Annotated in this window: 26 protein-coding genes; 13 read left to right on the top strand and 13 right to left on the bottom strand. The window is 41.3% G+C overall.

Going from position 1 to position 26,512, the window contains the following annotated elements; translation table 11 throughout:
• Positions 1–35 precede the first annotated feature (35 nt).
• Together AC27JR_RS16200 and ycaO are read right to left on the bottom strand one after the other, a co-directional pair.
• On the bottom strand, positions 36–3,371 hold the full coding sequence (locus AC27JR_RS16200) for an ATP-binding protein (RefSeq protein WP_487174161.1): 3,336 nt from the start codon (positions 3,369–3,371) through the stop codon (positions 36–38).
• Positions 3,372–3,488: 117 nt separating this feature from the next.
• Positions 3,489–5,249 (bottom strand): 30S ribosomal protein S12 methylthiotransferase accessory factor YcaO, encoded by a 1,761-nt coding sequence (gene ycaO / locus AC27JR_RS16195; protein ID WP_008109006.1) that lies wholly within the window; start codon positions 5,247–5,249, stop codon positions 3,489–3,491.
• Between the two features lie 156 nt (positions 5,250–5,405).
• Between ycaO and AC27JR_RS16190 the strand changes: the two genes are divergently transcribed.
• The 4 genes from AC27JR_RS16190 to AC27JR_RS16175 all read left to right on the top strand — a co-directional run bounded on the left by AC27JR_RS16190 (position 5,406) and on the right by AC27JR_RS16175 (position 10,556).
• On the top strand, positions 5,406–7,694 hold the full coding sequence (locus tag AC27JR_RS16190) for a penicillin acylase family protein (protein ID WP_487174160.1): 2,289 nt from the start codon (positions 5,406–5,408) through the stop codon (positions 7,692–7,694).
• Positions 7,695–7,769: 75 nt separating this feature from the next.
• Positions 7,770–8,618: an MBL fold metallo-hydrolase gene (locus AC27JR_RS16185; RefSeq protein WP_008109010.1), complete on the top strand. Its 849-nt coding sequence runs from the start codon at positions 7,770–7,772 to the stop codon at positions 8,616–8,618.
• Positions 8,619–8,706: 88 nt separating this feature from the next.
• A complete protein-coding gene (locus tag AC27JR_RS16180; RefSeq protein WP_010392609.1) occupies positions 8,707–10,239 on the top strand; it encodes a bifunctional GNAT family N-acetyltransferase/carbon-nitrogen hydrolase family protein in 1,533 nt (510 codons plus the stop codon).
• Positions 10,239–10,556, top strand: coding sequence for a DMT family transporter (locus tag AC27JR_RS16175; protein WP_010392612.1), 318 nt, complete (start codon positions 10,239–10,241; stop codon positions 10,554–10,556). The genes AC27JR_RS16180 and AC27JR_RS16175 overlap by 1 nt, the downstream gene beginning before the upstream one ends.
• Before the next feature lie 40 nt (positions 10,557–10,596).
• Here AC27JR_RS16175 and AC27JR_RS16170 read toward each other — a convergent pair whose 3' ends face one another.
• A complete protein-coding gene (locus AC27JR_RS16170; protein WP_487174159.1) occupies positions 10,597–11,478 on the bottom strand; it encodes a multidrug transporter in 882 nt (293 codons plus the stop codon).
• 242 nt (positions 11,479–11,720) lie between these two features.
• Between AC27JR_RS16170 and AC27JR_RS16165 the strand changes: the two genes are divergently transcribed.
• Positions 11,721–12,104: an MAPEG family protein gene (locus AC27JR_RS16165; RefSeq protein ID WP_138571066.1), complete on the top strand. Its 384-nt coding sequence runs from the start codon at positions 11,721–11,723 to the stop codon at positions 12,102–12,104.
• A 74-nt stretch (positions 12,105–12,178) separates the two neighbouring features.
• On the opposite strand, the gene AC27JR_RS16160 is transcribed toward AC27JR_RS16165, so the two are convergent.
• The 3 genes from AC27JR_RS16160 to AC27JR_RS16150 form a co-directional block, all read right to left on the bottom strand.
• Positions 12,179–13,390, bottom strand: a complete 1,212-nt coding sequence (locus AC27JR_RS16160; RefSeq protein WP_039038200.1) for a M56 family metallopeptidase — start codon at positions 13,388–13,390, stop codon at positions 12,179–12,181.
• Positions 13,391–13,399: 9 nt separating this feature from the next.
• Complete coding sequence (locus AC27JR_RS16155; RefSeq protein WP_054202882.1) at positions 13,400–13,774, bottom strand: BlaI/MecI/CopY family transcriptional regulator; 375 nt, start codon at positions 13,772–13,774, stop codon at positions 13,400–13,402.
• A 111-nt stretch (positions 13,775–13,885) separates the two neighbouring features.
• Complete coding sequence (locus tag AC27JR_RS16150; RefSeq protein ID WP_487174158.1) at positions 13,886–14,575, bottom strand: pseudouridine synthase; 690 nt, start codon at positions 14,573–14,575, stop codon at positions 13,886–13,888.
• A gap of 91 nt (positions 14,576–14,666) precedes the next feature.
• On the opposite strand from AC27JR_RS16150, the gene AC27JR_RS16145 reads away from it, so the two are divergent.
• Positions 14,667–14,972 carry a DUF6482 family protein gene (locus tag AC27JR_RS16145; RefSeq protein ID WP_008109023.1) on the top strand — a complete coding sequence of 102 codons (306 nt, stop codon included), beginning with the start codon at positions 14,667–14,669 and terminating at the stop codon, positions 14,970–14,972.
• A gap of 40 nt (positions 14,973–15,012) precedes the next feature.
• Positions 15,013–15,432, top strand: coding sequence for a GNAT family N-acetyltransferase (locus tag AC27JR_RS16140; protein ID WP_487174157.1), 420 nt, complete (start codon positions 15,013–15,015; stop codon positions 15,430–15,432).
• A 14-nt stretch (positions 15,433–15,446) separates the two neighbouring features.
• On the opposite strand, the gene AC27JR_RS16135 is transcribed toward AC27JR_RS16140, so the two are convergent.
• The 7 genes from AC27JR_RS16135 to lptM all read right to left on the bottom strand — a co-directional run bounded on the left by AC27JR_RS16135 (position 15,447) and on the right by lptM (position 20,473).
• Entirely contained in the window at positions 15,447–15,806 is a 360-nt protein-coding gene (locus tag AC27JR_RS16135) for a HopJ type III effector protein (RefSeq protein WP_008468568.1), read from the bottom strand.
• A gap of 74 nt (positions 15,807–15,880) precedes the next feature.
• Entirely contained in the window at positions 15,881–16,585 is a 705-nt protein-coding gene (locus AC27JR_RS16130; RefSeq protein WP_487174155.1) for an HAD-IA family hydrolase, read from the bottom strand.
• Between the two features lie 10 nt (positions 16,586–16,595).
• Positions 16,596–17,540, bottom strand: a complete 945-nt coding sequence (locus AC27JR_RS16125) for a tyrosine recombinase XerC (protein WP_487174153.1) — start codon at positions 17,538–17,540, stop codon at positions 16,596–16,598.
• On the bottom strand, positions 17,537–18,148 hold the full coding sequence (locus AC27JR_RS16120) for a DUF484 family protein (RefSeq protein ID WP_076919935.1): 612 nt from the start codon (positions 18,146–18,148) through the stop codon (positions 17,537–17,539). Before AC27JR_RS16120 ends, AC27JR_RS16125 begins: the two co-directional genes overlap by 4 nt.
• The gene (dapF, locus tag AC27JR_RS16115) at positions 18,145–18,975 is read right to left on the bottom strand and encodes a diaminopimelate epimerase (RefSeq protein WP_008468575.1); all 831 of its coding nucleotides are present in this window, start codon (positions 18,973–18,975) and stop codon (positions 18,145–18,147) included. Before dapF ends, AC27JR_RS16120 begins: the two co-directional genes overlap by 4 nt.
• Before the next feature lie 64 nt (positions 18,976–19,039).
• Positions 19,040–20,293, bottom strand: coding sequence for a diaminopimelate decarboxylase (gene lysA / locus AC27JR_RS16110; protein ID WP_487174151.1), 1,254 nt, complete (start codon positions 20,291–20,293; stop codon positions 19,040–19,042).
• The gene (gene lptM, locus AC27JR_RS16105; protein ID WP_487174150.1) at positions 20,294–20,473 is read right to left on the bottom strand and encodes an LPS translocon maturation chaperone LptM; all 180 of its coding nucleotides are present in this window, start codon (positions 20,471–20,473) and stop codon (positions 20,294–20,296) included.
• A gap of 148 nt (positions 20,474–20,621) precedes the next feature.
• On the opposite strand from lptM, the gene cyaY reads away from it, so the two are divergent.
• Genes cyaY through AC27JR_RS16075 form a run of 6 tightly spaced genes read left to right on the top strand, consistent with a single transcriptional unit; the run spans position 20,622 to position 26,469 of the window.
• The gene (gene cyaY / locus AC27JR_RS16100; protein WP_008109036.1) at positions 20,622–20,945 is read left to right on the top strand and encodes an iron donor protein CyaY; all 324 of its coding nucleotides are present in this window, start codon (positions 20,622–20,624) and stop codon (positions 20,943–20,945) included.
• Positions 20,942–21,598 (top strand): alpha/beta hydrolase, encoded by a 657-nt coding sequence (locus AC27JR_RS16095; protein ID WP_008109038.1) that lies wholly within the window; start codon positions 20,942–20,944, stop codon positions 21,596–21,598. Before cyaY ends, AC27JR_RS16095 begins: the two co-directional genes overlap by 4 nt.
• Positions 21,599–21,621: 23 nt before the next feature.
• A complete protein-coding gene (locus tag AC27JR_RS16090) occupies positions 21,622–22,527 on the top strand; it encodes a DUF2914 domain-containing protein (protein ID WP_487174149.1) in 906 nt (301 codons plus the stop codon).
• A gap of 59 nt (positions 22,528–22,586) precedes the next feature.
• Positions 22,587–23,525: a hydroxymethylbilane synthase gene (gene hemC, locus AC27JR_RS16085; RefSeq protein ID WP_487174148.1), complete on the top strand. Its 939-nt coding sequence runs from the start codon at positions 22,587–22,589 to the stop codon at positions 23,523–23,525.
• Positions 23,525–25,363 (top strand): uroporphyrinogen-III C-methyltransferase, encoded by a 1,839-nt coding sequence (locus AC27JR_RS16080; RefSeq protein WP_036934546.1) that lies wholly within the window; start codon positions 23,525–23,527, stop codon positions 25,361–25,363. The genes hemC and AC27JR_RS16080 overlap by 1 nt, the downstream gene beginning before the upstream one ends.
• Entirely contained in the window at positions 25,360–26,469 is a 1,110-nt protein-coding gene (locus AC27JR_RS16075) for a heme biosynthesis HemY N-terminal domain-containing protein (protein ID WP_487174147.1), read from the top strand. The genes AC27JR_RS16080 and AC27JR_RS16075 overlap by 4 nt, the downstream gene beginning before the upstream one ends.
• The last annotated feature ends 43 nt before the right edge of the window (positions 26,470–26,512 follow it).

Genomic DNA, 26,512 nt, shown 5'->3' with positions numbered 1-26,512 from the left:
CCTTACTTCATCGATTCTATTTTAAGCTTACACTGTTATTTAGCGCTAAGCCATTGTTGCAATTTAGCATGCATAGCGGGGCCATCGAGAGGCTTACTTAAATAGTCATTCATACCAGCGTTTAAGCACTTCTCTTTATCTCCGTGCATTGCATTAGCCGTAAGAGCAATAATGGGAATGGCTCGATTCTCTTGACCCGCAAGGCCCTCTCTAATAGCCATGGTTGCTTGGTAACCATCCATAATAGGCATTTGGCAATCCATTAGAATAAGTTGATAAGTGTTTGCAGTTGCTTGGTTTAATTTAGTTAGTGCATCCTCGCCATCCTCTGCAATATCAAAAGTGAGCTCGGCTTGTTTTAATAATGCACAGGCAACCACTTGATTTACTTTGTTATCCTCAACTAACAATACATGGCCTTTCGCTTTTTTCGGGGTATTCATCGCAGAGAGCTCTACCTCTTTGGGTTGTTCTGCCAATGTTCCTTTTACCAGCGTGTCATATAAATCAATAGCGGTGAGTGGTTTAAAAATTAAGGCATTTTCCTTGTCTCCATAAAATAAACTGCTTTTTGAAGAACTCATTGGAGCCATAATCAAAATGTGGCTTTTCTCTAAAAAATGTTTCAGCTTTTCAGCCTGAGGGTGTGCTACAGGCTCCAAAAAGCTACTGTCAATAATTGCCACATCTGGGGGCATTTGTTGATGGTTACTGATATAAGTTTCAACTTCTTCATAGTCGCACACTACGCTGACATCTGCGCCCCATAGCATTAATTGCTTCTCGGTGATGGTGGCATTCATTTCACTATTATCAACAATCAGGATCCGCTTTGCTTGTATATGTTGGCAATCTAAATCAAATGCTTGGTCTATCACTGAGGTAATTTTGACTGAAAAAGCAAAGGTGCTGCCTTCATTGGGTAAGCTATTTACACTTACTTCGCCTCCCATGAGTTCGCACAGCTGCTTAACTATTGCCAAACCTAAACCAGTGCCGCCATATTGGCGCGTTGTTGATGCATCAGCTTGAGTAAAAGAGTCAAATAACTGTTTTTGCTTATCTAAACTAATACCAATGCCGGTATCAATAATCGCGCACTCTAAAGTTGTATTGTCGAGAGTTTTTTCTATGGTGGCGGTTACCAGTACTTGTCCGTTTTGAGTGAATTTTACGGCATTGGCAATCAAGTTATTTAAAATTTGTCGCAACCTATTTGGATCACACACAATCTCACTGGTGCTTACATGCGTAGTATCTAAAATTAATTGGGTGTTATTACTTTCGGCCTTGAGCGCAAACGACTCAACAATTTCACCGAGTAATTTGGGTAGATTAAATTGAATGTTTTCTATGTCTAACTTACCAGCTTCTATTTTAGAAAAGTCTAAAATATCATTAATAATTCCTAATAGAGATTCCGCTGACGATTGAGCCAGTTTGATATGGTGACGTTGCTGCTGATCAAGCGAGGTCGTTTGAATAAGGTTAAGCATGCCTAAAACCCCATTCATCGGGGTACGAATTTCATGACTCATGCTAGCTAAAAACTCACTTTTAGCAATCACAGCTTGTTCTGCGGCTTCTTTTGCTTTGACCAATTCTGCTTCAGTCTCTATGCGTTGTTCACTAGAGTGAAGACTTCCTATTAATGCCCCGATGGCAATTAAAAAACCTTCTTCGTTTTGCGTCCATGCTCTAACGGTTGCTTGCTCTGCGCACACCACACCTATAGAGCCGCTGCCCGCGGGGATCATCACACAGAGCATTGCTTTAATGGATGATGGCTCTAGATAGCTTTTTGCTATAGGGGCGAGGGAAGCTTGTTGCTGAGCGTTCTGGGCGCTAAAAACGGCTTTGTTCTCTAAGCTGGTAAAAAAATCAGGGATGTCTTGCTGGCGCCAAGGGGTATTGTTATCACTGTTATTTTGGCTATAGCTTGCAATAGGACTCAGCTGAGTTTTGTGTTTATCAAACACGCGAATACTCACAGTATTCACTTTAAGTGCACGGCACACCGCACGAGTAATAAGCTCTTTTGATTCGCTCAATTTACCATTTAATATGTGGTCGCTAATAGTTAGCGATGCTAAGGTTTCGTTAAAGCGAGCTATTTTTTGATCTTCTATTGCTACTTTTTTACGGGCATCTATATTTTGTAATGAGCCGAATATTCTAATACAACGCCCATTTTTATGCTCTGCTTCTCCATGTATTAGCGCCCAAATCACTTCGCCTTTGGCATTAATAACTTCTAGTTCGGCTTCGTAACTTTCACTATATTTAACCGCCCTAGTAATTAGTTCAGCTGCCTTATCTCTGCTTTTACCTTCTTTAAAATAATATAAATCGGATGACCATTTAGGTTGCTTATCTAAAGGGTATTCAAATATCTTTTTGGTCATGTCTGACCAAAACACCTGTTTTTTTTCTAAATTAAATGACCATGCACCCACTTGCGCTAGGTTACTCATTACCTCGAGCATTTTTTCGTTTTCGTGTTCTCTATTGAGCATTTTTAAAAACAATAAAAATGCAAAAATAAGTAAACTCAAAATAACAATGATAACGATACGTAATGGCCAGATAGACGACGATGCTGGCTGCCAACCTGTTTTTGGCACTACATAGAGCTGCCAAGCTCCGCCTTGGAAGTTTAGGCTAAACTCAAGCGGATTTTGGCTGGTAATTGTTGGGTCGCCAAAGAAAAACTCACCTTGTTTACCTAACCCGTTACGCCCTTGAATAGCAACAGTGTATTTTTTTTGTAATTCGAAAATCCCTGCGTTGTTATAGACTTTTTCTAGATCGAGCACCACAGAAAGCAGCCCCCAAAAAGATTGGTCTTCAGGTAAATAAACCGGCACTCGTGCAATCAAAGCTTCACTACCTTGGGCTAACGTGAGCGGCCCAGCCATTACAATAGTATTAGTGTCGCGTGCTTTAATAGCATCATCGCGTTGCGCTTTATTTTCTAAAAAATTGAGTCCAATAGCTTTTTCATTCCCTTTAAGCGGGTAGGTCATTGTGATGACCATGTTAGGTGCAGCACCAATATTACGTAGTTCGTTAGAGGTGTTAAACAGCGGAGCGGCAATTTGCCCAAAGCGAGTTTGGCTCAAATTTGGCTCGGCTGCAACGGCCACAGCCAAACCACGTATTAACTGAATATTCGAGACTAAAGTAGCTTCAAGCTGGGCTCTGTAGGTGCTTACTTGAGAAAGTACTTGTAAACGGTAAGCATCTTTTGCACGATTATAGTTCAGCCGATCAAGCACTAAGCTTGTTATTACAATTAAACTGATTGCAAATAAAAAGGTAAGTTTAAGATTATAAACAGATGTGCGTTTACTTTTACGCTGTTGCCACATAGGGTGTAATTAAATTGTTAATATAGAAAGCTTAACTATAGCTAATTAACACCAGAAACAAAAATGGCGCAGTGAAATATGCGCCATTTTCTTTTTAACTTTAAACAAGCTCAGATATTATGAATCACTGACTTCTCGTGCCCAATGCTGCTGTTTCGCAACATGTAACTTACGGTAGCCATCCAGTAATGCGGCATGCTTTTTAAAGCCTTCAAGCGATAAACCTGGGAAGGTTAAGCCGTTAAAGCGTGTGCGACCTTCTGCAATCTCAATCGCTAGGGTTACATTGTTAGCGCCAAACATAAGCCCTAAAGCGTCTTGGTAGCTTGCATACTCACGTTCGTCATCATATTTAATTTCAAGGATTGCTTTTAAACAACGGAAATGACGCATCGCATCTTCATTAACTTGGCCGGTATGTAAAATCCAGTCAACCCAATCAATCGCTTCTTCGCTACCTGCCGCTAAGCACAGGTGCGCTTTCAGTTCACCAATGCGTAGGGTATGCCAAGGCGTGTCAGCATCGGTTGCTAAGCCAATAAATTCAGCTGCGCGAATAATATCGCTGTGGCCAGCTTCTTCTAAGCTATCGTAAATTTCCATCAGTTGCTCAGTGTCATACTGATCTAGTGATAGGAAGGTTTCACGGAATTTAGCCCCTTCGTTATTATTACGCCAAATAAGCTCATCTACCGGATAAATATCAGACATGCCAGGCACTAAAATACGACATGCATACACATTTAAATGGGTGTAATCCATGATGTAGATATCATGGCCCATGCTGTGAATTAAATCAGTACAGAAGTTATATTCTTGCTCAGTTGAGCCACTAAAGTCCCAATGTACAAATTCAAAGTCAGCTTCAGAACGGAAAAAGTCATGTGAAATTAAACCGCTTGAATCAATAAAGTGCAGTTCAATGTTTTCAGGTGTGGCCACTTCGTCGTTGTCAAAAGTAGCAGGTTGGAATACGTCTAGTTGATCTAGGCGACGACCTTGCAGTAATTCGGTAACGGTACGCTCTAGCGCTACTTCAAATGAAGGGTGAGCACCAAAAGAAGCAAATACAGAGCCATCTACTGGGTTGATTAGCGTAACACTCATTACAGGGTATTTACCGCCAAGTGAGGCATCCGCAATACGTAAATGGAAACCATGGCTACGCAACTCTTCACAGGCTTCATGAATTTTAGGGTATTGTTTTACTATTTCTTCAGGCACGATAGGTAAGCTAATGCCTTCGGCAATAATACGGTTTTTAATAGCGCGTTCAAATACCTCAGATAACCCCTGTACACGGGCTTCAAATTTAGTATTACCAGCACTCATACCATTGGATACAAAAATATTACCAATCACGTTCACCGGAATATAAATTTCTTGGCCGTCGCGCTGGCGAGTATAAGGTACAGTACAAATACCACGTTCAAAATTGCCAGAATTAAAGTCATAAAGGTGTGAAGCGGTTAATTCACGCTCTGGGTCGAAGTAATCCCATAAGCTCTCATCCATAATCCCTTGTGGTACTTCATCTTCTGCTACTTTAAACCATTTTTCGTTCGGGTAATGAGTAAAGTCACCATTGGCAAATTCTTCACCTAAGTAAAAATCAGCAAAAAAGTAGTTACAGCTTAAGCGCTCAAAATATTCACCTAACGCAGAAGCGATAGAGGCTTTATCAGTGGCACCTTTACCGTTAGTAAACATCACACCACAGTCGCTATCTTTTATATGAACTGAATAACAGTTTGCTACAGGGTTAAGCCATAGCGCTTCTTCAATATTAATATTTAGCGCTTTTAGCTTGTTTTGCATGGTAGAGATAGACGACTCTAAATCGCGGTCTTTACCTTTAATAAATGTTTTTTCAGTCATTTTGATCTCAACTAGGTCTGCACAATACATGAACTGTGTATTATCGTGGATTTTGATGTTTATTTCACCCTTTACCCGCTTTTCGTAGCGTTTTTAATAGAACGATTATGAATATATGCTAATAATAGTTTATTGAAAAAGTTGAAGGGTATATTTATGTTTAAAGTAATCAAGCGGTTGCTATTGGTTGTTGTGGTTTTAGCGCTCGCTGGTACTGCCATTGTTTACGGCGTTTTGACCTTAAGTTTACCTACCCTTGATGGTAAAGGTCGAAGCGATGCGGTGACACAGCCTGTTAAAGTTGCTCGAGATACGCTTGGCCAAGCTGTTATTACTGCAGCAACTCGCCACGATGCTGCCTATGGCTTAGGTTATGCTCACGGGCAAGATCGCTTTTTTCAAATGGATTTACTTAGACGTAATGCCGCTGGTGAGCTCAGTGAGCTATTTGGTAAAGCTGCGCTTGCTCTTGATAAAAAAATGCGCTTTCATCAATTACGTAAACGTAGCCAAGCTATTTTAAAAACTCTCCCTGAAGCCGATAAGCAACTACTAAAAAGTTATGCTCAAGGAGTAAACGAAGGACTTGCGCAAGTAGGGTACCCAAGCTTTGAATACTTACTCACAGGGGCTGAGCAACAGCCATGGCAAAGTGAAGATAGCCTGTTAGTTATTTTTAGCATGTACCTAGACTTACAAACCGCCACCTTTGAACGCGACCAAGCTTTAATTCAAATACAGCAGCAATACGGCGCAAAAATGGTTGAATTTTTAACTCAACCAAGCCAATACCAAGCAGCATTAGATGGCAGTGTTTTAACACCTTATACCCAAACTATACCCCAGTTACCAACGCAGTCATTAGCGGCGATTAAAACTATTACCGCTAATTTAGAAGTAGGCAGTAATAACTGGGCAGTAACCGCAGACTTAACTAATACCCAAGCTGCGATGCTTTCAGATGATATGCATTTATCAATGGCGGTGCCGGTTATTTGGTATCGCGCACAACTTAATTACACCCATGACAATCAAGCTTATCAAGTAACCGGTGTTTCGTTACCAGGGGCGCCTGCCATTGTGGTTGGCAGTAATAATAAAATTGCATGGGGATTTACTAATGGTTATATAGATACAGCCGACTGGGTGGCATTAACTGATAGCAGTAAAACGTGGCAAGTAAATGAAGTAATTACCTTGGATAATGGCAACGATGAAATCTATCCCTTAACGCTAAGTGAGTATGGCCCTGTTAAATACATCAACAATCAGCCTTATGCCTTAAGTTGGGCAGCGCATCAGCCGTATGCCGTTGATATGCAATTGTTGCAGCTTGAGCAGGCTGAAACAGTGGATGATGCCCTTAACATTGCAAGTAACGTGGGTATTCCAGTACAAAACTTAATGGTGGTAGATAGCCAAGGCAGTGCCGCTTGGAAACACATGGGTGGTATTCCTGCGCGAACAGCACCCAGTGAGTTAGCCATTAATGAAAATGAGTATTCAGCAACTTGGCAGCAAAATGAAGTTATTCGCCCGTTTGTTAAAAACCCTCAGAGTGGGCGCCTATGGACAGGGAATTCGCGAGTGGTTTCTGCTGAGGATAATGCACGTTTTGGTAATGGCGGCTATGCCCTAGGTGCTCGTGCGACGCAAATTCGCGATCGGTTGTTTGAAAAACAGCAGTTTAACGAAAACGACTTTTATCAATTACAGCTAGACAATCAGGCGCGTTTTTTAACTCCTTGGCATGGCTTATTACTTGAGCAGTTAAAACAGCAGCCAGAACACTATGCAAATTATATCAATGCACTAGATAATTGGCAGCAATGCGCCTGCTCAACCTCTGTTGGTTATACATTAGTAAAGACGTATCGTGATGAGCTAATAAATATTTTGTTTAGTAGTATCGAAGCGAGCCTCAATCAGCAGGATGGTACATTGAGTTATGTAAAACGCGATTTAGAGCCCGCTGTTTGGCAATTAATAAAAGCGCAGCCAACAAGTTGGGTTAACCCGCAGTTTGCTAATTGGGAGCAGCAATTACAAGGAGCCTTTGAGCAAACACTCACACAGTTAACAGCAAAGTTTGGTAGTAACATGCAAAATTGGCAATGGGGTAAAGTAAACGAATTAACAATTGAACACCCATTTGCTAAACAAATACCGATACTGAGTAAGTTACTTAACATGCCAACAGCGCCGGGGTTTGGCGATAGTTATATGCCAGCGGTGCAAAAACGCGGTTTTGGTGCATCACAGCGATTTATTGCCCAACCTGGACATTTAGAAAGTGCTATTTTAACTGTGCCTGGTGGGCAATCAGGTCACCCACTTTCTGAATTTTATCGAGCTGGTTTTGATGAATATGTAGAAGGAAAGCACACTCCATTGTTACCGCAAACATTCATGCATCAAATTGAAATAGCGCCGATGAGCGACTAGCTTTGGGTGCAGAGTGAGCTAAATAAGTCGCTACCACGTTTTATAACCATGATTATTAATTATAGGGTTACAACAATGAAAAAATTACTACCGGCATTAATAACGACTTTACTACTGAGCAACTACGCGGCAGCGGATGACAACCCAGTTTCAGCTAAGCAACTGAGCGAGCATGTATACGTCCTATACGGACAAGGTGGCAACATTGCAGCCAGCGTAGGGGATGATGGCATATATATCATTGATGATCAGTTTGCCAAACTCTCAGATGATATTAAAAAAACCATTAGCGACTTAAAACCTGGCAGTGCTGAGTTTGTAATTAACACCCACCATCATGGCGATCACACCGGGGGTAACGAAAATTTTGCTAAAGCCGGTGCTCATGTTATTGCCCACAATAATGTACATAAACGCTTAAAAGAAAAACATGGCGAAGGGTCTGATTACCTACCACGGATTAGTTTTGGTCATGATTTAACACTGCACTTTAATAATGAGCAAGCGCATGTTGTGCATTATCAACATGCTCACACCGATGGCGATGCGGTGATTTTTTTCAATAATGATAATATTGTGCATATGGGAGACATTTATTTTAACTTTGGTAGCCTCCCGTTTGTTGATGTAGACAGTGGTGGCAGTGTTGACGGTGTATTAGCGGCGGTTGATGATGTTATTAATCAGATTGATGATAAAACCCAAGTTATTCCCGGTCATGGCCCACTAAGTGACCGTTCAGGACTGATAACGTATCGTAAGCTGGTGCAAAAAGCGAAAGATGTTATGCTAAAAGCAATGCAAAATGACGCCAGTTTAGAGCAGGTACTTAAAGCAGACCCATTGTCAGAACTTGGCCTTGAATATGCAAATTGGTTACCTAAAGAGCGCGTAACCACACTTTTTTATCGCAGTTTAAAGTAGCGCACAGCGCGAATAAAAACGCATAAACCTAATAAAGCTGAGCATGTGTTCAGCTTTTTTGATTCTTACATGCCCCAAGGAGTTGCGTATGTCGGCAGAAAAAACCCATCTTGAAATTTGTAACTTAACCCGAGAGCAATACCCACAAATTAAAACCTTGATGGACGAAGCTTACCCCGACCTAGGCGGCGCATGGCCAAGCCATACTATTTTTAGACTCATCGATCAGTTCCCTGAAGGGCAAATAGGTATTGTGGATGACGGCGTGCTGGTGGGTTTAGCGCTGAGTGTACAGGTAGATTATGCGCGTTTTTCAAACCCGCATACCTATGAAGATATTGCCGACGGCCACGACCGTGTATTTAGCGACACCACAGGGGATGCTTTATACGGTTTAGATGTTGCCATTAGTGAGCAATACCGTGGCATGCGTTTAGGGCGTCGTTTATATGATGCGCGAAAAGAATTGTGCCGTCAGTATAATTTACGCGCTATTTTAGCGGGTGGGCGTATTCCGCGTTATTACAATCACAGCAGTGAAATGACCCCGATGGAATACATTGCTAAGGTCGATCAAAAAGAGCTGTATGACCCCATACTCAGTTTTCAATTAGCCAATGACTTTCAGGTTAAACGATTATTAAAAAAATACTTACCTGAAGATCAGGAGTCGGTCGGTTATGCCACATTACTTGAGTGGAATAACATTATGTATGAGCCAACCGACACCGTTATTGAGTCAACTAAATCAATCGTGCGCGTAGGAGCTGTGCAATGGCAAATGCGCTGTGTTGAATCGGTTGAAGAAATGCTTAAGCAAGTTGAATACTTTGTTGATACGGTATCTGATTACAAAAGCGATTTTATTTTATTCCCGGAGTTTTTTAATGCGCCATTGATGGGATTAACTGAACAAAGTAACCAAACCGAGGCAATTCGGTATTTAGCCGAATACACTGAGACCTTTAAAAACGCCATGTCGCGTATGGCGATAGAATACAACGCCAACATTATTACCGGCTCAATGCCGCTTGCCGAAGACGATAAAATATATAACGTTAGTTATTTATGCCATCGCAGCGGTAAAATAGACGAGCAACGTAAAATTCATATTACCCCGCATGAACAAAACGATTGGGTTATTCAAGGCGGTGATAAAATTGCTGTATTCGATACAGATGCAGGCCGTGTAGGTATTCAAATTTGTTATGATGTCGAATTTCCTGAGTTGTCACGTATTTTGGCCACCCAAGGTTTGGATATTTTATTTGTGCCATTTTGGACTGACACTAAAAATAGTTACTTGCGTGTACGCCATTGTGCCCAAGCACGTGCCATTGAAAACGAATGTTATGTGGTTATTGCAGGCTCTGTGGGTAACTTACCTGAAGTAGAAAGCTTAGATGTGCAGTTTTCACAGTCGGCGGTACTAACCCCATCGGACTTTTCATTTCCGCACGATGCCACACTAAATGAAGCCACCACCAATACAGAAATGTTATTATTTAGCGACTTAGATATGGATAAGTTAAAAATTCTTCACAGTGAAGGGACAGTGCGTAACTTAAAAGACCGCCGTCACGATTTGTATGAAGTGATATTGAAAAAGAGAGATATTTAATGGCGTGGATGTATTTAATTATTGCTGGGTTACTTGAGATTGGCTGGCCTATAGGGTTAAAAATTTCTCAAACCCCTGAAACTCGCTGGCAGGGCATCGCGATTGCCATTGCGTTTATGGTCGCGAGCGGCTTTATGTTGTGGTTGGCGCAAAAGCAAATATCTATGGGCACGTCGTACGCAGTATGGACGGGTATTGGTGCTGCTGGTACGTTTTTAGTGGGTATATTATTTTACGGTGATGCCGCCACGTTTGGTCGTATTGCTGGTGTGTTAATGATTATTTGTGGTGTCATCACCTTAAAAATTAGTCATTAATTGTTAGATTAAACAAGCGCAGGTTGATACCTGCGCTTTTTTAGCTGCTCGGCAGCATTACCAATATCGCGGCCACTGCAATCAATAATAGCCCAGCGCTATCTTGGCGTTTTAGCGGTTGTTTTAACCATAAAACAGCAATCAATATCGTAAAAAATACTTCTATCTGGCCGAGCGTTTTTACATAGGCAACATGTTGCAAGCTCATTGCGCTAAACCAACCTATTGATCCCAAGCAACTAAATATACTCACCGTACAAGTCATGCCCTTATGCTGAAACATAGTTTTAAATGTATCGCGTTCCTTTAAGGCAATATAAATACACAGCATCAGTGTTTGTAAACTAATAACAAGCAATAAAACCCATGCAGGCGCATACGGAAAAGCTATACCTGAGCTTAAACTGGCTTCTCTGATCCATGACGATGACAACGCAAACGAAGTGCCGCAGGCAAGTCCTGTTAATGCTGTTTTTAAGCTAAAGTGTTTCACATTGGCGATACCACTTAATAGCAATACCGCAATTGCACCAATAAACACGCCCAGCCAACCAAGTAATGAAAGCGTTGAGCCAAAAAACAGTAACCCGAGTATGGCCGCCATAAGCGCTTCACTTTTAGCTAGGCCGGCGCCTACAGCAAAATTATTCATTTTAAATAATTTAACCATGAGTCCCGTGGCAATAATTTGCACTATGCTGGCACCAATAATGTAGCTAATAAATAAAGGGTTGAATGAAGGAAAGGGAGCATCTTGGTAATAATAAAGCGCATATAAATACAGCCCAGCAATAGGGCTTGCCATAATAAAGCGGGCTAATGTAACGCCAGCAATGCTCACATGAGTGCTTAATTTACTTTGCAGAGCATTACGCCATGACTGCATAAATGCAGCAAAAATAGTCAGTAAAATCCAAATCATCTTAAACAACATACAATAAGCGGAGGAGTAATTTAGCAGTACTGTGACATGAAAGCGACCATCAAAAAGGCATAATGAATATTCATCACCTGCGACAATTTGCCACAGTGACGCACTGCTTAAATCGGCTATAGTGTGAGGGATGTTACTGCTAGCCGCCAGAGCTCAGGTTATTCATATTTGGCGGCTTTTTTCTTTTTGCTGTGTTATTTTGAGTTATAAATAATAACTTGAGAATGATAATGACAACTTTATTGGTTTGCGCCTTAATTGCAGTGATCATGCCTTATGTTGCAAGGATCCCAGCTATTATAGAAATGAATAAGCTCGGTGGTTACGATAATAAACATCCGCGCCAGCAACAAACGCAACTTACAGGGCTCGGAGCAAGGGCGTTGGCCGCACATCAAAATTGTTTTGAGTCGCTAGCGGTATTTGCCGTTGCTTTGGCTGTGGTGTTAGGCACCAATAATGTTAATGCCGTAACCGAAACTTTAGCGATGACGCATATTGTAGCGCGTATTTTATTTTGTGTTTTTTATTACTTAAACCTCGATATTATTCGATCGTTCACTTGGCTGGTGGGAATAGGGACCGCTATTGGCATGATCGCCGTCAGTTTATAACGAGAATAAGCAAAAACCACAAAGCAAGCAGCCTAAAAGGGTGCTTGCTTTATAGTCTTAAACACTTATTCCCATTAATGCGATATGTTAACTCGCTCTATTAAATCACTTTTTGTAACTGTACTGTTGAGTGCAAAATCAAGTTGTATTAGTACGTTCTGTTGTCCCATTGATGAAGGCGTATATTGCCATTGCATCAGTGCTCTTTTTGCTTCTTTGTTAAACACGGCCTCTGGTTCAGCTTTTACAACAGTAATGTTAGCTGTTTTGCCTGCTGGGGTTATGTCGTATTTTAATACCACTGAACCGCTAATGCCTTGTTCCGCCGCTTGTTTTGGGTAAAGCGGTTCGATTCGCATTACGGGAGCGATAGATGTTTCTTTTTTAGCTGATGCTTCAGGTTGCTTTGCTACTGCTAAGCCACTGAGCAAGCTTGCTGCTATAAGTAACGCGCTTCCTTTTGCTAGGCGCGAATGTGCGCCGTTATGTTTGATATTAGTAAGTCGTTGTAACATGGTTTTTTTATCTCCGTAGTGTGAATAAGCCATCAGACCCGCTGGCGCATTGGCAGCGCAGTTTACTAAGGCTTTGCTGTATAAAATTTGTTGCTGTGTGGTTTTATTACTTAGTACCCGTTCATCACAAGTTAGCTCCTGCAAACGTCTACAGCTTGCGTATGCCATCCAAGCTAAAGGGTTAAACCACATTAAAATTGTAGCCAGTAATAGCAGCGCATTTGTTAGGTTATCTTTGCGTTTTATATGCACATTTTCGTGCTCTAAAATAAGCGCCAATGTAGCTTTATCAAACAGAGTATTGTAGTTGTGTGGTAAAACTAGCTTGCTATTTAGTACCCCAATTACCATAGGTGTTGCCACTTGATGACTAGTAAAGGTTTTTACCCCTGAGCTTATTTCTGCTTGTAAATTTGTTACTTCACAAAGCTGTAGGTTGCTTACAAATCGGCGGTGAATAATCCAAGTGGCGAATAAAAGCAGTGCCGTAATAACTACATAAAATAGCGCCCAGTTAATACTAATAGTGCTTATTAATGGTTGATTTGGAGTAATGATATAATGACTAATTGGACTGTTTTGTAATGGCCTAATTGCATTGGGTAAATTAGCGACAAGCAGCGAGGCTGGTATTAACCACACTAATTTATAAATAAGCTGCGAACCAATTGCTTTTAAGCCAAAGCGCTCAAGTAAAACAAATCCTGCAAACAACAGACTCAATAATAGTTGTTGCTCTATTAGCCAATTAAAGCTTGTTTGAATAACCATGAGAATCCCTTACTTTTGGTTTTTTTCCCAGTCATCTATGACTTTTTTAAGCTCGTTTATATCTTGTTGAGAGAGTTTTTCTGATTTTGCAAAACCACTTACCAACGGAGCTATGCGGCCACTAAAAAAACGCTCAATAAAGTTCTGGCTTTCTTTTTGGGTGTAATCAGCACGATTTATACAGGGGGTGTAAATATATTGGCGGCCTTCTTTTTCGAAGCTAAGCGCTCCTTTTTTAACTAATCGACCTAGTAAGGTTTTAATGGTTTTTTCGTGCCATTGTTTATCATCACTCAAGCGCTCAATAATTTGGCTGGCATTAGCGGGGTAGCTAATCCATAGCGCATCGAGTACTTCAAATTCTGCTTTTGATAATTCGATCATTTTATTGCCTACAAGTGTAATCTTTAATTTAAGACTACACTTGTAATCTATTTTTGCAAGTTTATTTTATATTTTTTAATCGCATTAAAGTGAGGGGGTAGCGTGAGCTTGTTAGCCTAAAATGTCGCTTTTATTAATTTTTATAAACTGGTTTTCAGGTAAATTTAAATGGTCTAACAGTAATTCACTTATTTGTACGCGGTATAAATCAATCACTTTGTAACCACAGTAATGCGCCATTTTACGAATTTGTCGATTTAGTCCTTGTTTTAAAATAATACTAAACTGATTGTCAGTGATTTTAGTCACCTCACACGGCAAAGTCATTTGCTTGTCGACAGGGACGCCTGCAGCCATTTTTTCGCAAAAATCCGCATCTAAAGGTTTATTGACGGTTACTAAATAGCGTTTAGGCTGATGAAAGTCAGGGTGGATCAGCTGGTTACAAAAATCCCCATCATTGGTTAAAATAAGCAATCCGCGTGAGTCTTTATCAAGGCGACCAATAGGGTATACCCGTGTTAGTTGTGGCAAGTGATGAATAAGGCTGCTTGGGTCGTGCTGATTGAGTTTACAATCAATTCCTACTGGTTTGTGATAAGCAAAGTAGACTAAATCGGCAGGGCCTTTAATGGCTTGGCCATTAACAATGACACTGTCGTTTTCGTCCACATGATCAATATGATTTGCGGGGCGATTATTAATCATGACCACACCTTCGTCAATCAAACGCGAGGCCTGCTTGCGTGAGCAAACACCGGCATGCGCTATGTACTTTGCGAGTCGAATTTTTGTATCCATGATAGCGCGTAATTAAAAAAATCTGATCGCGATTATAGCAAAGCTGCGTATTGATTACTTGGACAGTTAATTTAACAGTAGGTAGGTTAATATGGGTATTCAATTTTCAGAACTAAAAAAGCATCAGCCATTACAAAAAGTGGTGGTTCATTCACTGGAAATGGCCTTGTATCAAGTGTCTGTTGTCATTAATAATGTTGAATACTATGTACAAGAAAGCGATGGTGAATTTGTAAAGGCAGTCAGCCCATTACATATTCAAAAACGCTTTGAAGACATTGCTTATGCGCAAATGATGCTCAGGCATACCAGCGCTTATGATGAAATGTGTGGTCAACCGGAAAAAATTTCTAGCAATATGCTTGAAGTTCCCTTTGGACAAAATAACCTGTTTTAACATCAGGTATTTGCTAAAATAGGTCTATTTGGAATAGCCAATGTACCTATTGCAGGCAGAAAATACTGAGCAATTAAACCAAGCACTGCGTGTTAATATGCTTGAGTTTAATGCTCAACACTTCGACGCAGAGCGCCAAGCTCTCGGCTTTAAATATCTCGATAAACAGCATGAATTAGTTGCCGGTATAAGTGGTCATGTATTTGGCAATTGGCTGCTAATAAGTTGGTTGTGGTGTGCTGAATCGGCACGAGGCAATGGCTTGGCTGAGTCGTTATTAACATCACTTGAAAATGCAGCAATTGAAATGGGCGCGGTTCAGGCTCAGCTTGACACCTTAGACTTTCAAGCCAAGCCTTTCTATGAAAAGCGTGGTTATCAGGTTAAATATCAACTTAACAATTACCCGCTTAGTGGTGCGCGTTACTTTATGGAAAAACCGCTAATAGTGGCTAAATAACGCTGTTTTAAGCGTTATTTTTTTGTGGTTAAAGGCGTGCCATCAAAGCTAATGCCTAAAAATGGTGTCGCCTCCGGCGCTAACATAAACGTACGAATATTCATGTGGTCATCGGCATTTGGGTTGTTTAGTACATCTTCACGGTAAAATTTACCAAAGCAATCTAAGGTATTTTGTTTGCTAAGACCGTTGAGCTTAGCAAATGCAAAAATTTTGCACGAACCGTTATTTTCACTCGCAGAGCTCAATAACCCATGGTTACTGAAACTGCATGCTGTAAAAGTATAGTGCTCATCAATAACGGCCATAGTATCAGCAAAGCTAATACTTTTAGGCTCATCTGCGAGCGTTGTTAAGTAATCTGTGAGCGTCATACGCTGTCCTTGTTATTATAATATGTCGTTAATTAACTAACTCTAACCTATCTTATTAGTAAAACAAGCATAGGTTATATTAAATGGGTTAATGCATGAATGTTGGTTATTTCAATATCAGCCAGCCCTTTGTAGGCATAAGCTTGTGCTTGATTATTTAACCATACAGACTGACAGCCCGCGTTATTAGCACCTTGAACATCGCTATCAAGGCTATCGCCAATGTGTAACAGTTCGCTGTTTTTAATATTTAAATGCGTTGCAGCCTGATCAAATAATGTTGTGTGCGGCTTTGCTTTACCGTGCAACCCTGCCTGTAGGACTAGTTCAAATTTGTCTTTTAAATTAAAGCGTTCAACCTCAACATTGCCATTGGTAATGGCGATTAATCTGTAGTGCTGACCTAGTTTATCAAGCAACTTCAGTACGTCTGTGCTCACAGTAATATTGCTTCGCTCATCAGCAAATGCTTGATATGCCATGTTTGCATGATGCTCTATTTCATCACCTTTAAAACCTAATTCAGACAATACTAAGCGCAAGGTATGCTTACGCCATTGAGTGACATCATCAATAAGCTCTGGCTGCTTTAGCGCCGCGAGCTCACGGCATTGTTGCCAAAATTGAGCTCCTTGTTGACGATAACCTGGCAAGGAGTTTAAGTAATCATGCTGCGCTTGAACTGCCGCCGTTATGATGGGTCGGTTATCGTACAAGGTGTCGTCTAAGTCAAAACTCAGCACAGAAAAAGGAGAAATTGCGCGATTAAATCGGATCATGGTTGCTGCTCTAATCAGTTCTTTTTTTAGCACGTGGGTGGGTGTTATCGTACACCTTAGCTAAGTGCTGAAAATCTAAATGGGTATAAACTTGGGTTGCAGATAAACTACTGTGGCCTAATAGCTCTTGGACTGCTCGTAAATCGCCAGAAGACTCTAAAATATGCGATGCAAATGAGTGGCGCAATTTATGTGGATGAACTTGCGAGCTAATACCTTGTTTAATACCCCATTCTTGCATACGCAAACGAACTTGGCGTACAGAAATACGGTTTTTTTTGCTACTTAAAAATACCGCATGTTCATCTGCACCCATATACAGTGGGCGAACTGCCAGCCAGTTTTTTAATGCCTCAAGTGCTTTAGAGCCAACCGGTATTAGGCGTTCTTTTGCGCCTTTACCTCGCACTAATATTTCACCGCTACGAGTGTTTATATCTTGCGTATTAGTACCAACTAACTCGCTAATACGTAATCCTGATGAATACATCAGTTCCATCATGGCTTTATCACGAATGGCGAGCGGATCATCATCGGGGATTTCGAGTAAACGAGCCATTTGGTCAACATCAAGGTTTTTAGGTAAAGGTCGCGCAAATTTAGGGCCTTTTATACCCTGTGCCGGATTGTGGTAATGCGCTTGCTCAGTAATGTTTTTTGCTTTTAAAAATTTATACAAACTACGAATGCAGCTTAATTTTAAGCTGATTGTTCTGCCGCTTAACTGTTTTGCGCGCAGTGCCATACTGTAACGGCGAATATGCTCGCTTTGTACCGCGAACCAATTGTCGCATAGCTTATTAAAATACAAGGCGGCAAAACCTAATTGGCTGACATACTGATTGACGGTGTGCGCCGAATACTGGCGTTCAAATTTTAAGTAATCACTAAATAATGTAATGGGTGTACGCCAGCTATCGCTTAAGTCGCTTATATTTGGCGTGTTATCGCTCATGCCAGTTCCAGTAACCGTATTTGCAGTGAGCGTACAAAGTCTAATACAAATAAGTTATCTTGTGAGGGCTCAAAGTGGTTTTCATCGTGGCTGCCAAAAGCCAAAATTGCGTAGGGATTACTCGGCTCACCAATTAAATAAAGTGCGGTCGATTGAGTGTCATTGTTAAAGAGTAAGTCGCGTTCTTGCTGATTTACACGGCCTAAATAATGATTACTATCAGATAGTCTGTGCTTTACTAGCTCTTCAAAGGCGCTGTCGTATCTAACGAGTTTGCACTCATTAATAGTCGGGCTCATACAAATAATATTGCGTAAGTTACTGGCCAGCGTATTAAAGTCGTAATTACTCCACAGCTGCCGGTGGCATTGACTAAATAAACGATAAACCAGTTCATTCTGGGTTGCATTTTTGCTCATGCTGTCTATTTGATTTTTTAGCTGTGTATTGTGCTCGCGTAATTGGCGCTGCTGAATATGCACTAATGAAGTCGCCCCCTGTACTTGCTGTTGTAACTCAAGTTGCGCTAATAACTCAGGTTGATTAATTAAAAAATCAGGATGCTGTTGTAAGTAATCTATTACTTGCTGTTTAGTTAATTCACTCATAGTGCCACTTGCCCATCAAATACATGTTCAGCGGGGCCAGTCATACGCACTGGATGGCCTTCGCCACTCCAGCGAACTTGTAAGCTACCGCCGGGTAAATCAACTTGTACTGTGCTGGTGAGCTTATTTTGGATAAAGCCAATCACCATGGCGGCACACGCGCCGGTACCGCAAGCAAGTGTTTCGCTTACACCACGCTCCCATACTCTGAGTTTAATGTGTTCTTGAGAGATAACCTGCATAAAGCCAATGTTCGCGCGCTGCGGGAAACGTTCATGGTTTTCAAGCAATGGGCCTAGGGTATCCACTTGGGCTGTTTCTATATCGTCTACTTCCATAACACAATGCGGGTTGCCCATAGATACGGCACCACTAAAAACGGTATGTTCTTCTGCGCGAATAATGTAAGTCAGCTCACGTTTGGTTGCTTTGAGTGGAATTTTACTCGGCTCAAAATTAGGGTGGCCCATATTAACCGTTACTTGACCGTCTTTTTCAATATACAGGGTGAGATTACCTGACTTAGTCGACACGCTAATCTTATGTTTATTGGTTAAGCCTTTCATGCGTACAAAGCGGGCAAAGCAACGCGCACCGTTACCACATTGTTCTACTTCGTGGCCGTCAGCGTTAAAAATACGATAGTGAAAATCGAGATCCGGTGAGTAAGGGGCTTCAACCATCAGTAGTTGGTCAAACCCAATGCCAAAATGGCGATCGGCCAGCTTTTTGATTTGATCACGGGATAAAAAAACGTTTTGTGTAATATTATCAATCACAACAAAGTCGTTACCTAAGCCGTGCATTTTGGAAAAATTAACTAACATAGCGCTCTAATTCGGTTTTGCTCTGTGCTAATCATGCCACAGAGCAGCTAGTTGGCAAAAACGTTTATGGTAAAACTTTCTCACCTTGGTATAAGCTTTCGATAGTTTCGCGTTCGCGAATAAGGTGATGTTGCTCACCATCAACCATTATTTCAGCAACCCGTGGGCGTGAGTTATAATTTGAACTCATAGTAAAACCATAGGCTCCAGCACTTCGCTGTACTAATAAATCACCTTGTTTGAGTGCTAATGGGCGGTCTTTACCTAAAAAGTCACCTGTTTCACACACCGGCCCAACTACGTCGTAATTATGGGTCGGTGTTTCGTCATCACGCACTGATACAGGAATAATTTTTTGCCATGCTTGATACAGTGATGGGCGCAACATGTCGTTCATACCCGCATCGACAATCGCAAAATATTTGTCTTGGTTTTGTTTAATAAACTCAACTTGTGTTACTAAAATCCCCGCGTTTGCGGCAATGGCTCGCCCTGGTTCAAAAATCAGTTCTAGGTGACGGTAATTCGCAAGGCGTTGCGTTACTTGTGCTGCATATTCACTTGGATGCGGGGGTTGCTCATCATCGTAGGTTACTCCAAGTCCTCCACCAATATCTAGATGGCTTAGCTCAATACCTGCATTCTTTAACTCATCAATTAATACCAGTAGTTTCTCAAGCGCCTCTAAAAACGGTTTGGTTTGTGTAAGCTGTGAGCCAATGTGGCAATCTACGCCAACAATCGTTAAGCCAGGTAACGACGCAGCATGTTGATACACGCTTAAAGCAGATTCGATACCAATGCCAAACTTGTTCTCTTTAAGCCCAGTAGAAATATATGGATGTGTTTTGGCATCAATATCGGGGTTAACGCGAATAGAAATTGGCGCGTCTAAATTAAGCTCGCAGGCCACTTCAGAAATGCGCTCAAGCTCTGAGATTGACTCAACATTAAAGCATTTAATACCCAATTCTAACGCATAAGCAATTTCGTCAGCCGTTTTAGCAACCCCAGAAAATACCACTTTATTAGCAGCGCCTCCGGCTTTGATCACCCGAGCTAATTCGCCTTTTGAGACAATATCAAAACCTGCACCAAGTCGTGCCAATATATTTAACACCGCAATATTTGAATTTGCTTTGACGGCATAACACACTAGGCTTTTGTGATCTTTAGCCGCATTAGCAAACGCTAAATAATGGCGTTCAAACGTGGCTCTTGAATACACATAACACGGCGTACCATAGTGTTGTGCAATAGTGGCTACGCTGACATCTTCAGCAAATAGTTGGTTGTTTTTATAATTAAAAAAATCCATTTATTGCTCCTGTTGTTGCTCTACGGGTGTTTGTTTATTAGGGGTGTCAGTTGGCTGGTTTTGTTCAGCAGGCTGCTCGGGTAAGTACAGCGGGCCGCTTTGACCACAGCCAGCTAACGCACACAACAATACGGTGCTGATTAATAGTTGTTTTAATTGTAAGGTATATGTCGCTTTCATTAGATTAATACGGTTGCTGGCTTTATAATCGCAGAGTAACAGAATATCTAAAAAATGCAGCTATTCGCGGATGATTTTATTCCTGTTACACTAGCTCTATAAACATGCACCCATTATTTAGGCGCCTCGCCTGCAAAGGAAATTAACGATGACTGATCACGAATATCACCAGTTAGCAGAAGCTCTTATGTTCACTATTGAAGAACAAGTTGATGATTGTGAAGCAGATTTAGATTATGAATCGGCTCAAGGTATTTTAGAAATTATTTTTCCAGATCGCAGTAAGATTGTGATTAATAAGCAAGCCCCTTTGCACCAGGTATGGGTAGCAACAAAATTCAATGGTCATCATTTTGAAATGCGTGATGGTCAATGGATTGATAACCGCTCGGGTGCAGAGTTTTGGAGTTTCATCAATGAAGCGTCAACACGTCAAGCGGGTCAAGAAATTAAGTGGCAATCAACGCTATGAGTTTAGGGTTTGTAGAATACCCGGCACAAAGTGCCCATAAAGCCACGGTGATTTGGCTACATGGCTTAGGTGATTCAGGTGATGGTTTTGCACCTGTTGCCCCGCAGCTCGACTTACCTACTGAGTTAGGAGTGCGTTTTATTTTTCCGCACGCGCCTATGCAGGCTGTTACAGTTAATGGCGGTATGCAAATGCGCTCATGGTACGACATTAAATCTATGGATTTAGATAAACGTGCCGATGAGCAAGGGGTTAGAGAATCAGCTGCAAAAGTTGAGCAACTCATTACACAAGAAATTGCTAACGGCATACCTGCCAGTAAAATTATTTTAGCGGGTTTTTCGCAAGGTGGCGTTGTATCGCTTCATTTAGCACCGCGTTTAGAACAAAAGCTGGCTGGTGTAATGGCGCTGTCAACCTACATGTGTGTGCCACATAAATTGGCCGATGAAGCAAAACAAACACAGTTAAATATATTTATGGCTCATGGTAGCCAAGATGACGTTGTACCGCATAGCGCGGGTAGAAGTGCGTTTGAAGTATTATCAACGCATAACATGGATGTAAGTTGGCAAGAATACCCAATGGGGCATCAGGTTTGTACACAAGAGTTACAAGCTGTGCGCCAATGGTTAATTTCTCGCTTAAGTTAGTTTAGGAGCCGCTGAGGGTCAAAATGAGTCAAAAAATAGTAATAACAGCAAATGTAAAACGCGAACCATCTACTAGCAAACCCAACGTGAGCTATGAGTGGCATTGGCGTCGGATTGTGAGTATTTCTATGTTGGTGATTATGACCTCTGCAGCGGTTATTTACGGCCTGTCTAGTGCTGTAAATGCTGATCAAGGGACGCCGCATCCTAATGAGCAGTCTGATTTAACTGAGCAACAAACAGCAATTGTGTCGCTAAGCGATGATAATGCAGCATCAGTAGAGAGTGAAAAAGCCACAGATGCTGATGAGGAGCCGGTGAGCAGTGTCGCGATTGCAGACCCTAAAACCTTTTCCTCAGTTGAGCAAAAATCAGCTTCTATTACTGAACCGGTACCATCGGAGCCTGAAGTTCAACAAAGTATTATTAAGCAAGAAGTAGAGCCAACGATCACTGCTGAGCCTGAAGAAGCAACCATTGCAGCAATAGACACTCAAGCCCCTGAAGTTGAGACTGTTAGTGCAAAGCCAGTTGAGCAAAAGAAATTTGCTGCATCTGCACATATTGCTAGTGTAGCTGTGGGAGCCAAAATAGATACAGCCACAATTAGCCGTGCAGTTCTGACTCGCAGTGTCAGTAACCGTGAGCCAACCAATGTATTTGCCGCCGATGTGCGTTTAAATCAATTTGAAGAGTCGCTGTCATTTTTTAGTGAGCTTAAAAACTTACAGGGCCAGCAGGTAAAACATGTGTGGCTATTTGAAGGTGAAGTAATGGCTGAAGTGGCACTTAAGGTCACTTCTCCGCGTTACAGAACGTACTCAACTAAAAATATTATGGATGCTCAATTAGGGCATTGGCGCGTTGATGTAGTTGATGAAAGCGGGCTGCTCATCGCTCAAAAAGAATTTAGAGTTTTAGCAAATTAAATAGCCTTAGATTGAATAAGTTTTAATTCTAAAAGCTAGTAATTATTAATGGATATTTTATGACTGAAAAAACAAAGTTAGTTCGCATTGCCACTCGTAAAAGTGCATTGGCACTCTGGCAGGCTGAATTTGTAAAAGCGCAGCTAGAGCATTTTCATGATGACGTGCGTGTAGAGCTCGTGCCAATGTCGACTCAAGGTGACATTATTTTAGATACACCGCTAGCTAAAATTGGCGGCAAAGGTTTATTTGTAAAAGAACTAGAGCAAGCCATGCTTGATGGCCGTGCAGATATTGCTGTGCATTCAATGAAAGATGTACCAGTAGAGTTTCCGGATGATTTAGAACTGCACGTTATTTGTGAGCGTGAAGACCCGCGTGATGCGTTTGTATCAAATAACTTTGCCAATATTGATGTGCTACCACAAGGCGCTATTGTGGGGACTTCAAGTTTACGTCGCCAGTGTCAAATTAGAGCGCTGCGTCCGGATTTAGAAATTCGTGACTTACGCGGCAATGTCAATACACGTTTAGCAAAGCTTGATAGCGGCCAATATGATGCCATTATACTCGCAGCAGCAGGGCTAATTCGTTTAGAGATGGGCGAGCGTATTCGTGACTTTATTGAACCAGAAGTGTCGTTACCTGCTAATGGCCAAGGCGCTGTAGGCATTGAGTGTCGTATAGATGATAGCGTGACAAAAGCATTATTAGCGCCACTTGAGCATAGCGAAACACGTATTCGCGTTAACGCTGAGCGCGCAATGAACCGCCATTTAGAAGGAGGCTGCCAAGTGCCAATTGGTGCGTATGCATTGGTTGATGGTGAGCAAGTACACTTACGTGGTTTAGTCGGTGCGATTGATGGCAGTGAAATTTTACGCGATGAAATTAGTGGTCATGTTGATGATGCTGAAAAGTTAGGTATAGAGCTGGCTAAAAAATTATTAGCACAAGGCGCAGATAAAATTCTAGCTGACGTATATCGAGACGCATAATGAAACATATCTTGATAACTCGGCCCGAAGGAAAAGGCGCAGCCCTTGCACAGCAACTTGAGCAAGCGGGTTATCAAGCGTCTTTATATCCAGTTTTAAAAATAACCTACTTAACGCCGACAAGCGTTGAATTAAGCCCGTTGGTAAACGCCGACAAAATTATTTTTGTTTCACAGGATGCGGTGCATGCATTAAATGCACTTAAGCCTGCAATTAATACCAAAGCGCAGTTTTATGGGGTGGGCCAACAAACAGCTGATACCATTTATGAAGTATTTGGTGTGCGAGCTGCATTACCAAAACAACATGACTCTGAGGGGTTACTTGCGCTTAAGTCATTGGCTGACGTTGATGGCAGTAATATTGTGCTGGTAAAAGGTATTGGCGGGCGACCTGAAATAGCAAAAACCTTGAAGCAACGTGGTGCTTATTTAAATAATTGTGTGGTGTATCAACGTGAGCCGGTAGAGCCTAGTTCAGCTAACTGGATAGACCACTGGCAAAGCCTTAATGTACACGGTATAGTCATTACAAGTAATGCTGCAGTTGACGCTATATTTAATACTATTACGCCAGCGCAACTAACGTGGTTACAACAGTGCGAGTTTTATGTTGCCAGTGAGCGCATTGGTGCTTATTTACAGCAACAAAAAATAAATTCGACCCATATACACACTGCGGCAGGAGCTAGCGACCACGCTATGTTTACCTGCATTAATCAGCAAGGTAGCAAAATGAGTGAACAGTCAGCGACGCCAAAAGCAGAAAAAGAAGCACAGCCAATAGCAAAGAACACTTCTAATACGACTAAAAGTGACTCTGCAAAAGCGAATAACCAAACGCAGAGCACTCCTCAAAAAGTAAGTAAAGTAGGTAGCGTTGCGTTAGTGATTTCCTTGCTTGTTGCCAGTGGCGTGGGTTATGAGTTTTATCAAAAACTCAATGCCGGTAAAGTGCAAAATTTAGCGGTAAATGCATTAACAGAGCAAAATAAGATATTGCAGCAAGAGCTGCAAACGCTTAAGTCTGAGCAGCTCAGTTTGCAACAAGCACTGCTTAATAGCGAAGAGCAAATCGCTATGGCACTCAATGAAAATTCTGTAAAAAATCAACAAGCATTAAAAGCCGCGCTACAAAAGGTACAACAAAGTGGTAATACATTAAACCCACAAGAAGTGACTAGCTTGCAACGTATGGCTGAGTTTAAACTGTGGGCAGAGCAAGATTACTCAGGCACGAGTGCCGTGCTTAAACGTTTAGATTCATTGTTAAGCGACCACTCTGGTACGCTTGAGTTGCGCCAAGCAATTACACAAGATATTCAAACACTCGACAGTATTAAACCGGTTGCGACAGAGGCGATTTATTTACAATTAAATAGCGTAATAAAACGTATTGATGACTTAGTATTTAATGCGGTTAATTTGCCTGAAGAGGCGAGTATAAGTGATGAGAACGCACTCTCTGAAGATGTTAGTGATTGGCAGCAAAATATTCGTAATAGCTGGAATAAAATAGTCGATAGCTTTATTACTATTCGCCATCACGAAGGCGTATTAATTGAGCCGTTATTAACTGACCGAGAGCGCCATTTAATTACCCAGCGTATCAAGCTTAATATTACCCAGGCGCAAGACGCATTAATGAGTAAGCAAGCAAGTATTTATTTTAACGCTTTGAATGATACAAAACGTTTGGTTAATGAATACTTTAAGCAAGATGACGATGCGACAAAGGTGGTAATACAGACCTTAGCCAATCTTGAAAAAGAATCGCTTAACTTTAATCCTCAAGTAACACTGCAAAGCACTCAGCAAGTGAAGGAGTGGGCACAATGATAGGACTGATTATTTTCATTGTCGCGATTGTGTTGGTGCTAGCGATTACCCCTTTTGTGTTAGATGAAAAAGGTTATGTGCTGATTTCATTTAACAATACCACTATAGAAGGCACAATTGTTTCATTTTGTATAATGGCAGTACTGAGTGCAGCGGCTTTGTATTTAACTTACAAGCTAGTGCGTTATTGTTTATCTATTTACAGAAACACTAAGCATGGTTTTTTTGCACGAAGCCAAGAGCGTAAACATGCAGCTATAGAGCACGCATTGTGGAGTCTCATTAATGATGATTACGAGCAAGTAGACAGTGCGCTATCAAACAATAGTGTGCCACCTAAATTTACCGATATACGTTTAGCATTATTAGCAAAAGCGGCACTGGCAAATAATCAACCCGATAAAGCGCTTGAGCGTTTGTTTGAAATCAGCCCAGAGCAACAACTTAAAGTGGCTAAACTGTGGTTAGCTAGTGGCGACAGCAGTGTTATTGAACCGCAAATACGGGTGGCTGCAGAATCTAAAAAAGCCACGGTGCTTGATTTGAAATTGTACACCGAAGTGTTAGTGCAACAGCAGCATTTTAAATTGCTTGAAGACTTTTTACCGCGTTTATTACGCAAAAGCGCCTTGAGTGATACCCAGTGGCAGCAAGTGTTTTTAGCTTATTTTGCAGCGCAGGCAAGTGATGAGTTAACCACTAAATACCAACATTTAGGTAAAAAATTGCAAGCGCATGCGTATACGGCTTATTTAACCCAAATGGCTAAAACCGGGCAATTAGCAAGCATTGAAAATGAGCTAATTAAATTGCTTAAGCACAATAAACAACATGACCAACTGGCTTACATTTTAAGTGAAGCTGCCCCAAGTAATGCTTATAAGTTGCAATCAGGCATTCAAGAGCGACTAAAAAAAGATGAGCATAATAATGCGTTACTATTAGCGTTGGCGTGTTTAGCCAATGCGCAAGGTGATTATGATTTAGCTGCGCGAGTATTCGATAAAGCGCTTAATAGTGAAAATAAATCACAATACCGACAACAAGCTATATTAAGCTATAAGCACAGTGCACAATTAGATAAGGCACTTGTACTCTACCAATAATCAATTATAGTTATAAATCAATAATAAAAGCGCAGGGGCGGCG

The organism is Pseudoalteromonas sp. NH0006-26 (genome assembly GCF_057552415.1).
The sequence above is the reverse complement of the archived record's forward strand: the minus strand, read 5'-3'. Positions and strand labels throughout refer to the sequence as shown.

Coding starts and splice junctions, on each gene's coding strand:
- AC27JR_RS16200 (WP_487174161.1), bottom strand. CDS start 3,371: ATGTGGCAACAGCGTAAAAGTAAACGCACATCTGTTTATAATCTTAAA.
- ycaO (WP_008109006.1), bottom strand. CDS start 5,249: ATGACTGAAAAAACATTTATTAAAGGTAAAGACCGCGATTTAGAGTCG.
- AC27JR_RS16190 (WP_487174160.1), top strand. CDS start 5,406: ATGTTTAAAGTAATCAAGCGGTTGCTATTGGTTGTTGTGGTTTTAGCG.
- AC27JR_RS16185 (WP_008109010.1), top strand. CDS start 7,770: ATGAAAAAATTACTACCGGCATTAATAACGACTTTACTACTGAGCAAC.
- AC27JR_RS16180 (WP_010392609.1), top strand. CDS start 8,707: ATGTCGGCAGAAAAAACCCATCTTGAAATTTGTAACTTAACCCGAGAG.
- AC27JR_RS16175 (WP_010392612.1), top strand. CDS start 10,239: ATGGCGTGGATGTATTTAATTATTGCTGGGTTACTTGAGATTGGCTGG.
- AC27JR_RS16170 (WP_487174159.1), bottom strand. CDS start 11,478: ATGATTTGGATTTTACTGACTATTTTTGCTGCATTTATGCAGTCATGG.
- AC27JR_RS16165 (WP_138571066.1), top strand. CDS start 11,721: ATGACAACTTTATTGGTTTGCGCCTTAATTGCAGTGATCATGCCTTAT.
- AC27JR_RS16160 (WP_039038200.1), bottom strand. CDS start 13,390: ATGGTTATTCAAACAAGCTTTAATTGGCTAATAGAGCAACAACTATTA.
- AC27JR_RS16155 (WP_054202882.1), bottom strand. CDS start 13,774: ATGATCGAATTATCAAAAGCAGAATTTGAAGTACTCGATGCGCTATGG.
- AC27JR_RS16150 (WP_487174158.1), bottom strand. CDS start 14,575: ATGGATACAAAAATTCGACTCGCAAAGTACATAGCGCATGCCGGTGTT.
- AC27JR_RS16145 (WP_008109023.1), top strand. CDS start 14,667: ATGGGTATTCAATTTTCAGAACTAAAAAAGCATCAGCCATTACAAAAA.
- AC27JR_RS16140 (WP_487174157.1), top strand. CDS start 15,013: ATGTACCTATTGCAGGCAGAAAATACTGAGCAATTAAACCAAGCACTG.
- AC27JR_RS16135 (WP_008468568.1), bottom strand. CDS start 15,806: ATGACGCTCACAGATTACTTAACAACGCTCGCAGATGAGCCTAAAAGT.
- AC27JR_RS16130 (WP_487174155.1), bottom strand. CDS start 16,585: ATGATCCGATTTAATCGCGCAATTTCTCCTTTTTCTGTGCTGAGTTTT.
- AC27JR_RS16125 (WP_487174153.1), bottom strand. CDS start 17,540: ATGAGCGATAACACGCCAAATATAAGCGACTTAAGCGATAGCTGGCGT.
- AC27JR_RS16120 (WP_076919935.1), bottom strand. CDS start 18,148: ATGAGTGAATTAACTAAACAGCAAGTAATAGATTACTTACAACAGCAT.
- dapF (WP_008468575.1), bottom strand. CDS start 18,975: ATGTTAGTTAATTTTTCCAAAATGCACGGCTTAGGTAACGACTTTGTT.
- lysA (WP_487174151.1), bottom strand. CDS start 20,293: ATGGATTTTTTTAATTATAAAAACAACCAACTATTTGCTGAAGATGTC.
- lptM (WP_487174150.1), bottom strand. CDS start 20,473: ATGAAAGCGACATATACCTTACAATTAAAACAACTATTAATCAGCACC.
- cyaY (WP_008109036.1), top strand. CDS start 20,622: ATGACTGATCACGAATATCACCAGTTAGCAGAAGCTCTTATGTTCACT.
- AC27JR_RS16095 (WP_008109038.1), top strand. CDS start 20,942: ATGAGTTTAGGGTTTGTAGAATACCCGGCACAAAGTGCCCATAAAGCC.
- AC27JR_RS16090 (WP_487174149.1), top strand. CDS start 21,622: ATGAGTCAAAAAATAGTAATAACAGCAAATGTAAAACGCGAACCATCT.
- hemC (WP_487174148.1), top strand. CDS start 22,587: ATGACTGAAAAAACAAAGTTAGTTCGCATTGCCACTCGTAAAAGTGCA.
- AC27JR_RS16080 (WP_036934546.1), top strand. CDS start 23,525: ATGAAACATATCTTGATAACTCGGCCCGAAGGAAAAGGCGCAGCCCTT.
- AC27JR_RS16075 (WP_487174147.1), top strand. CDS start 25,360: ATGATAGGACTGATTATTTTCATTGTCGCGATTGTGTTGGTGCTAGCG.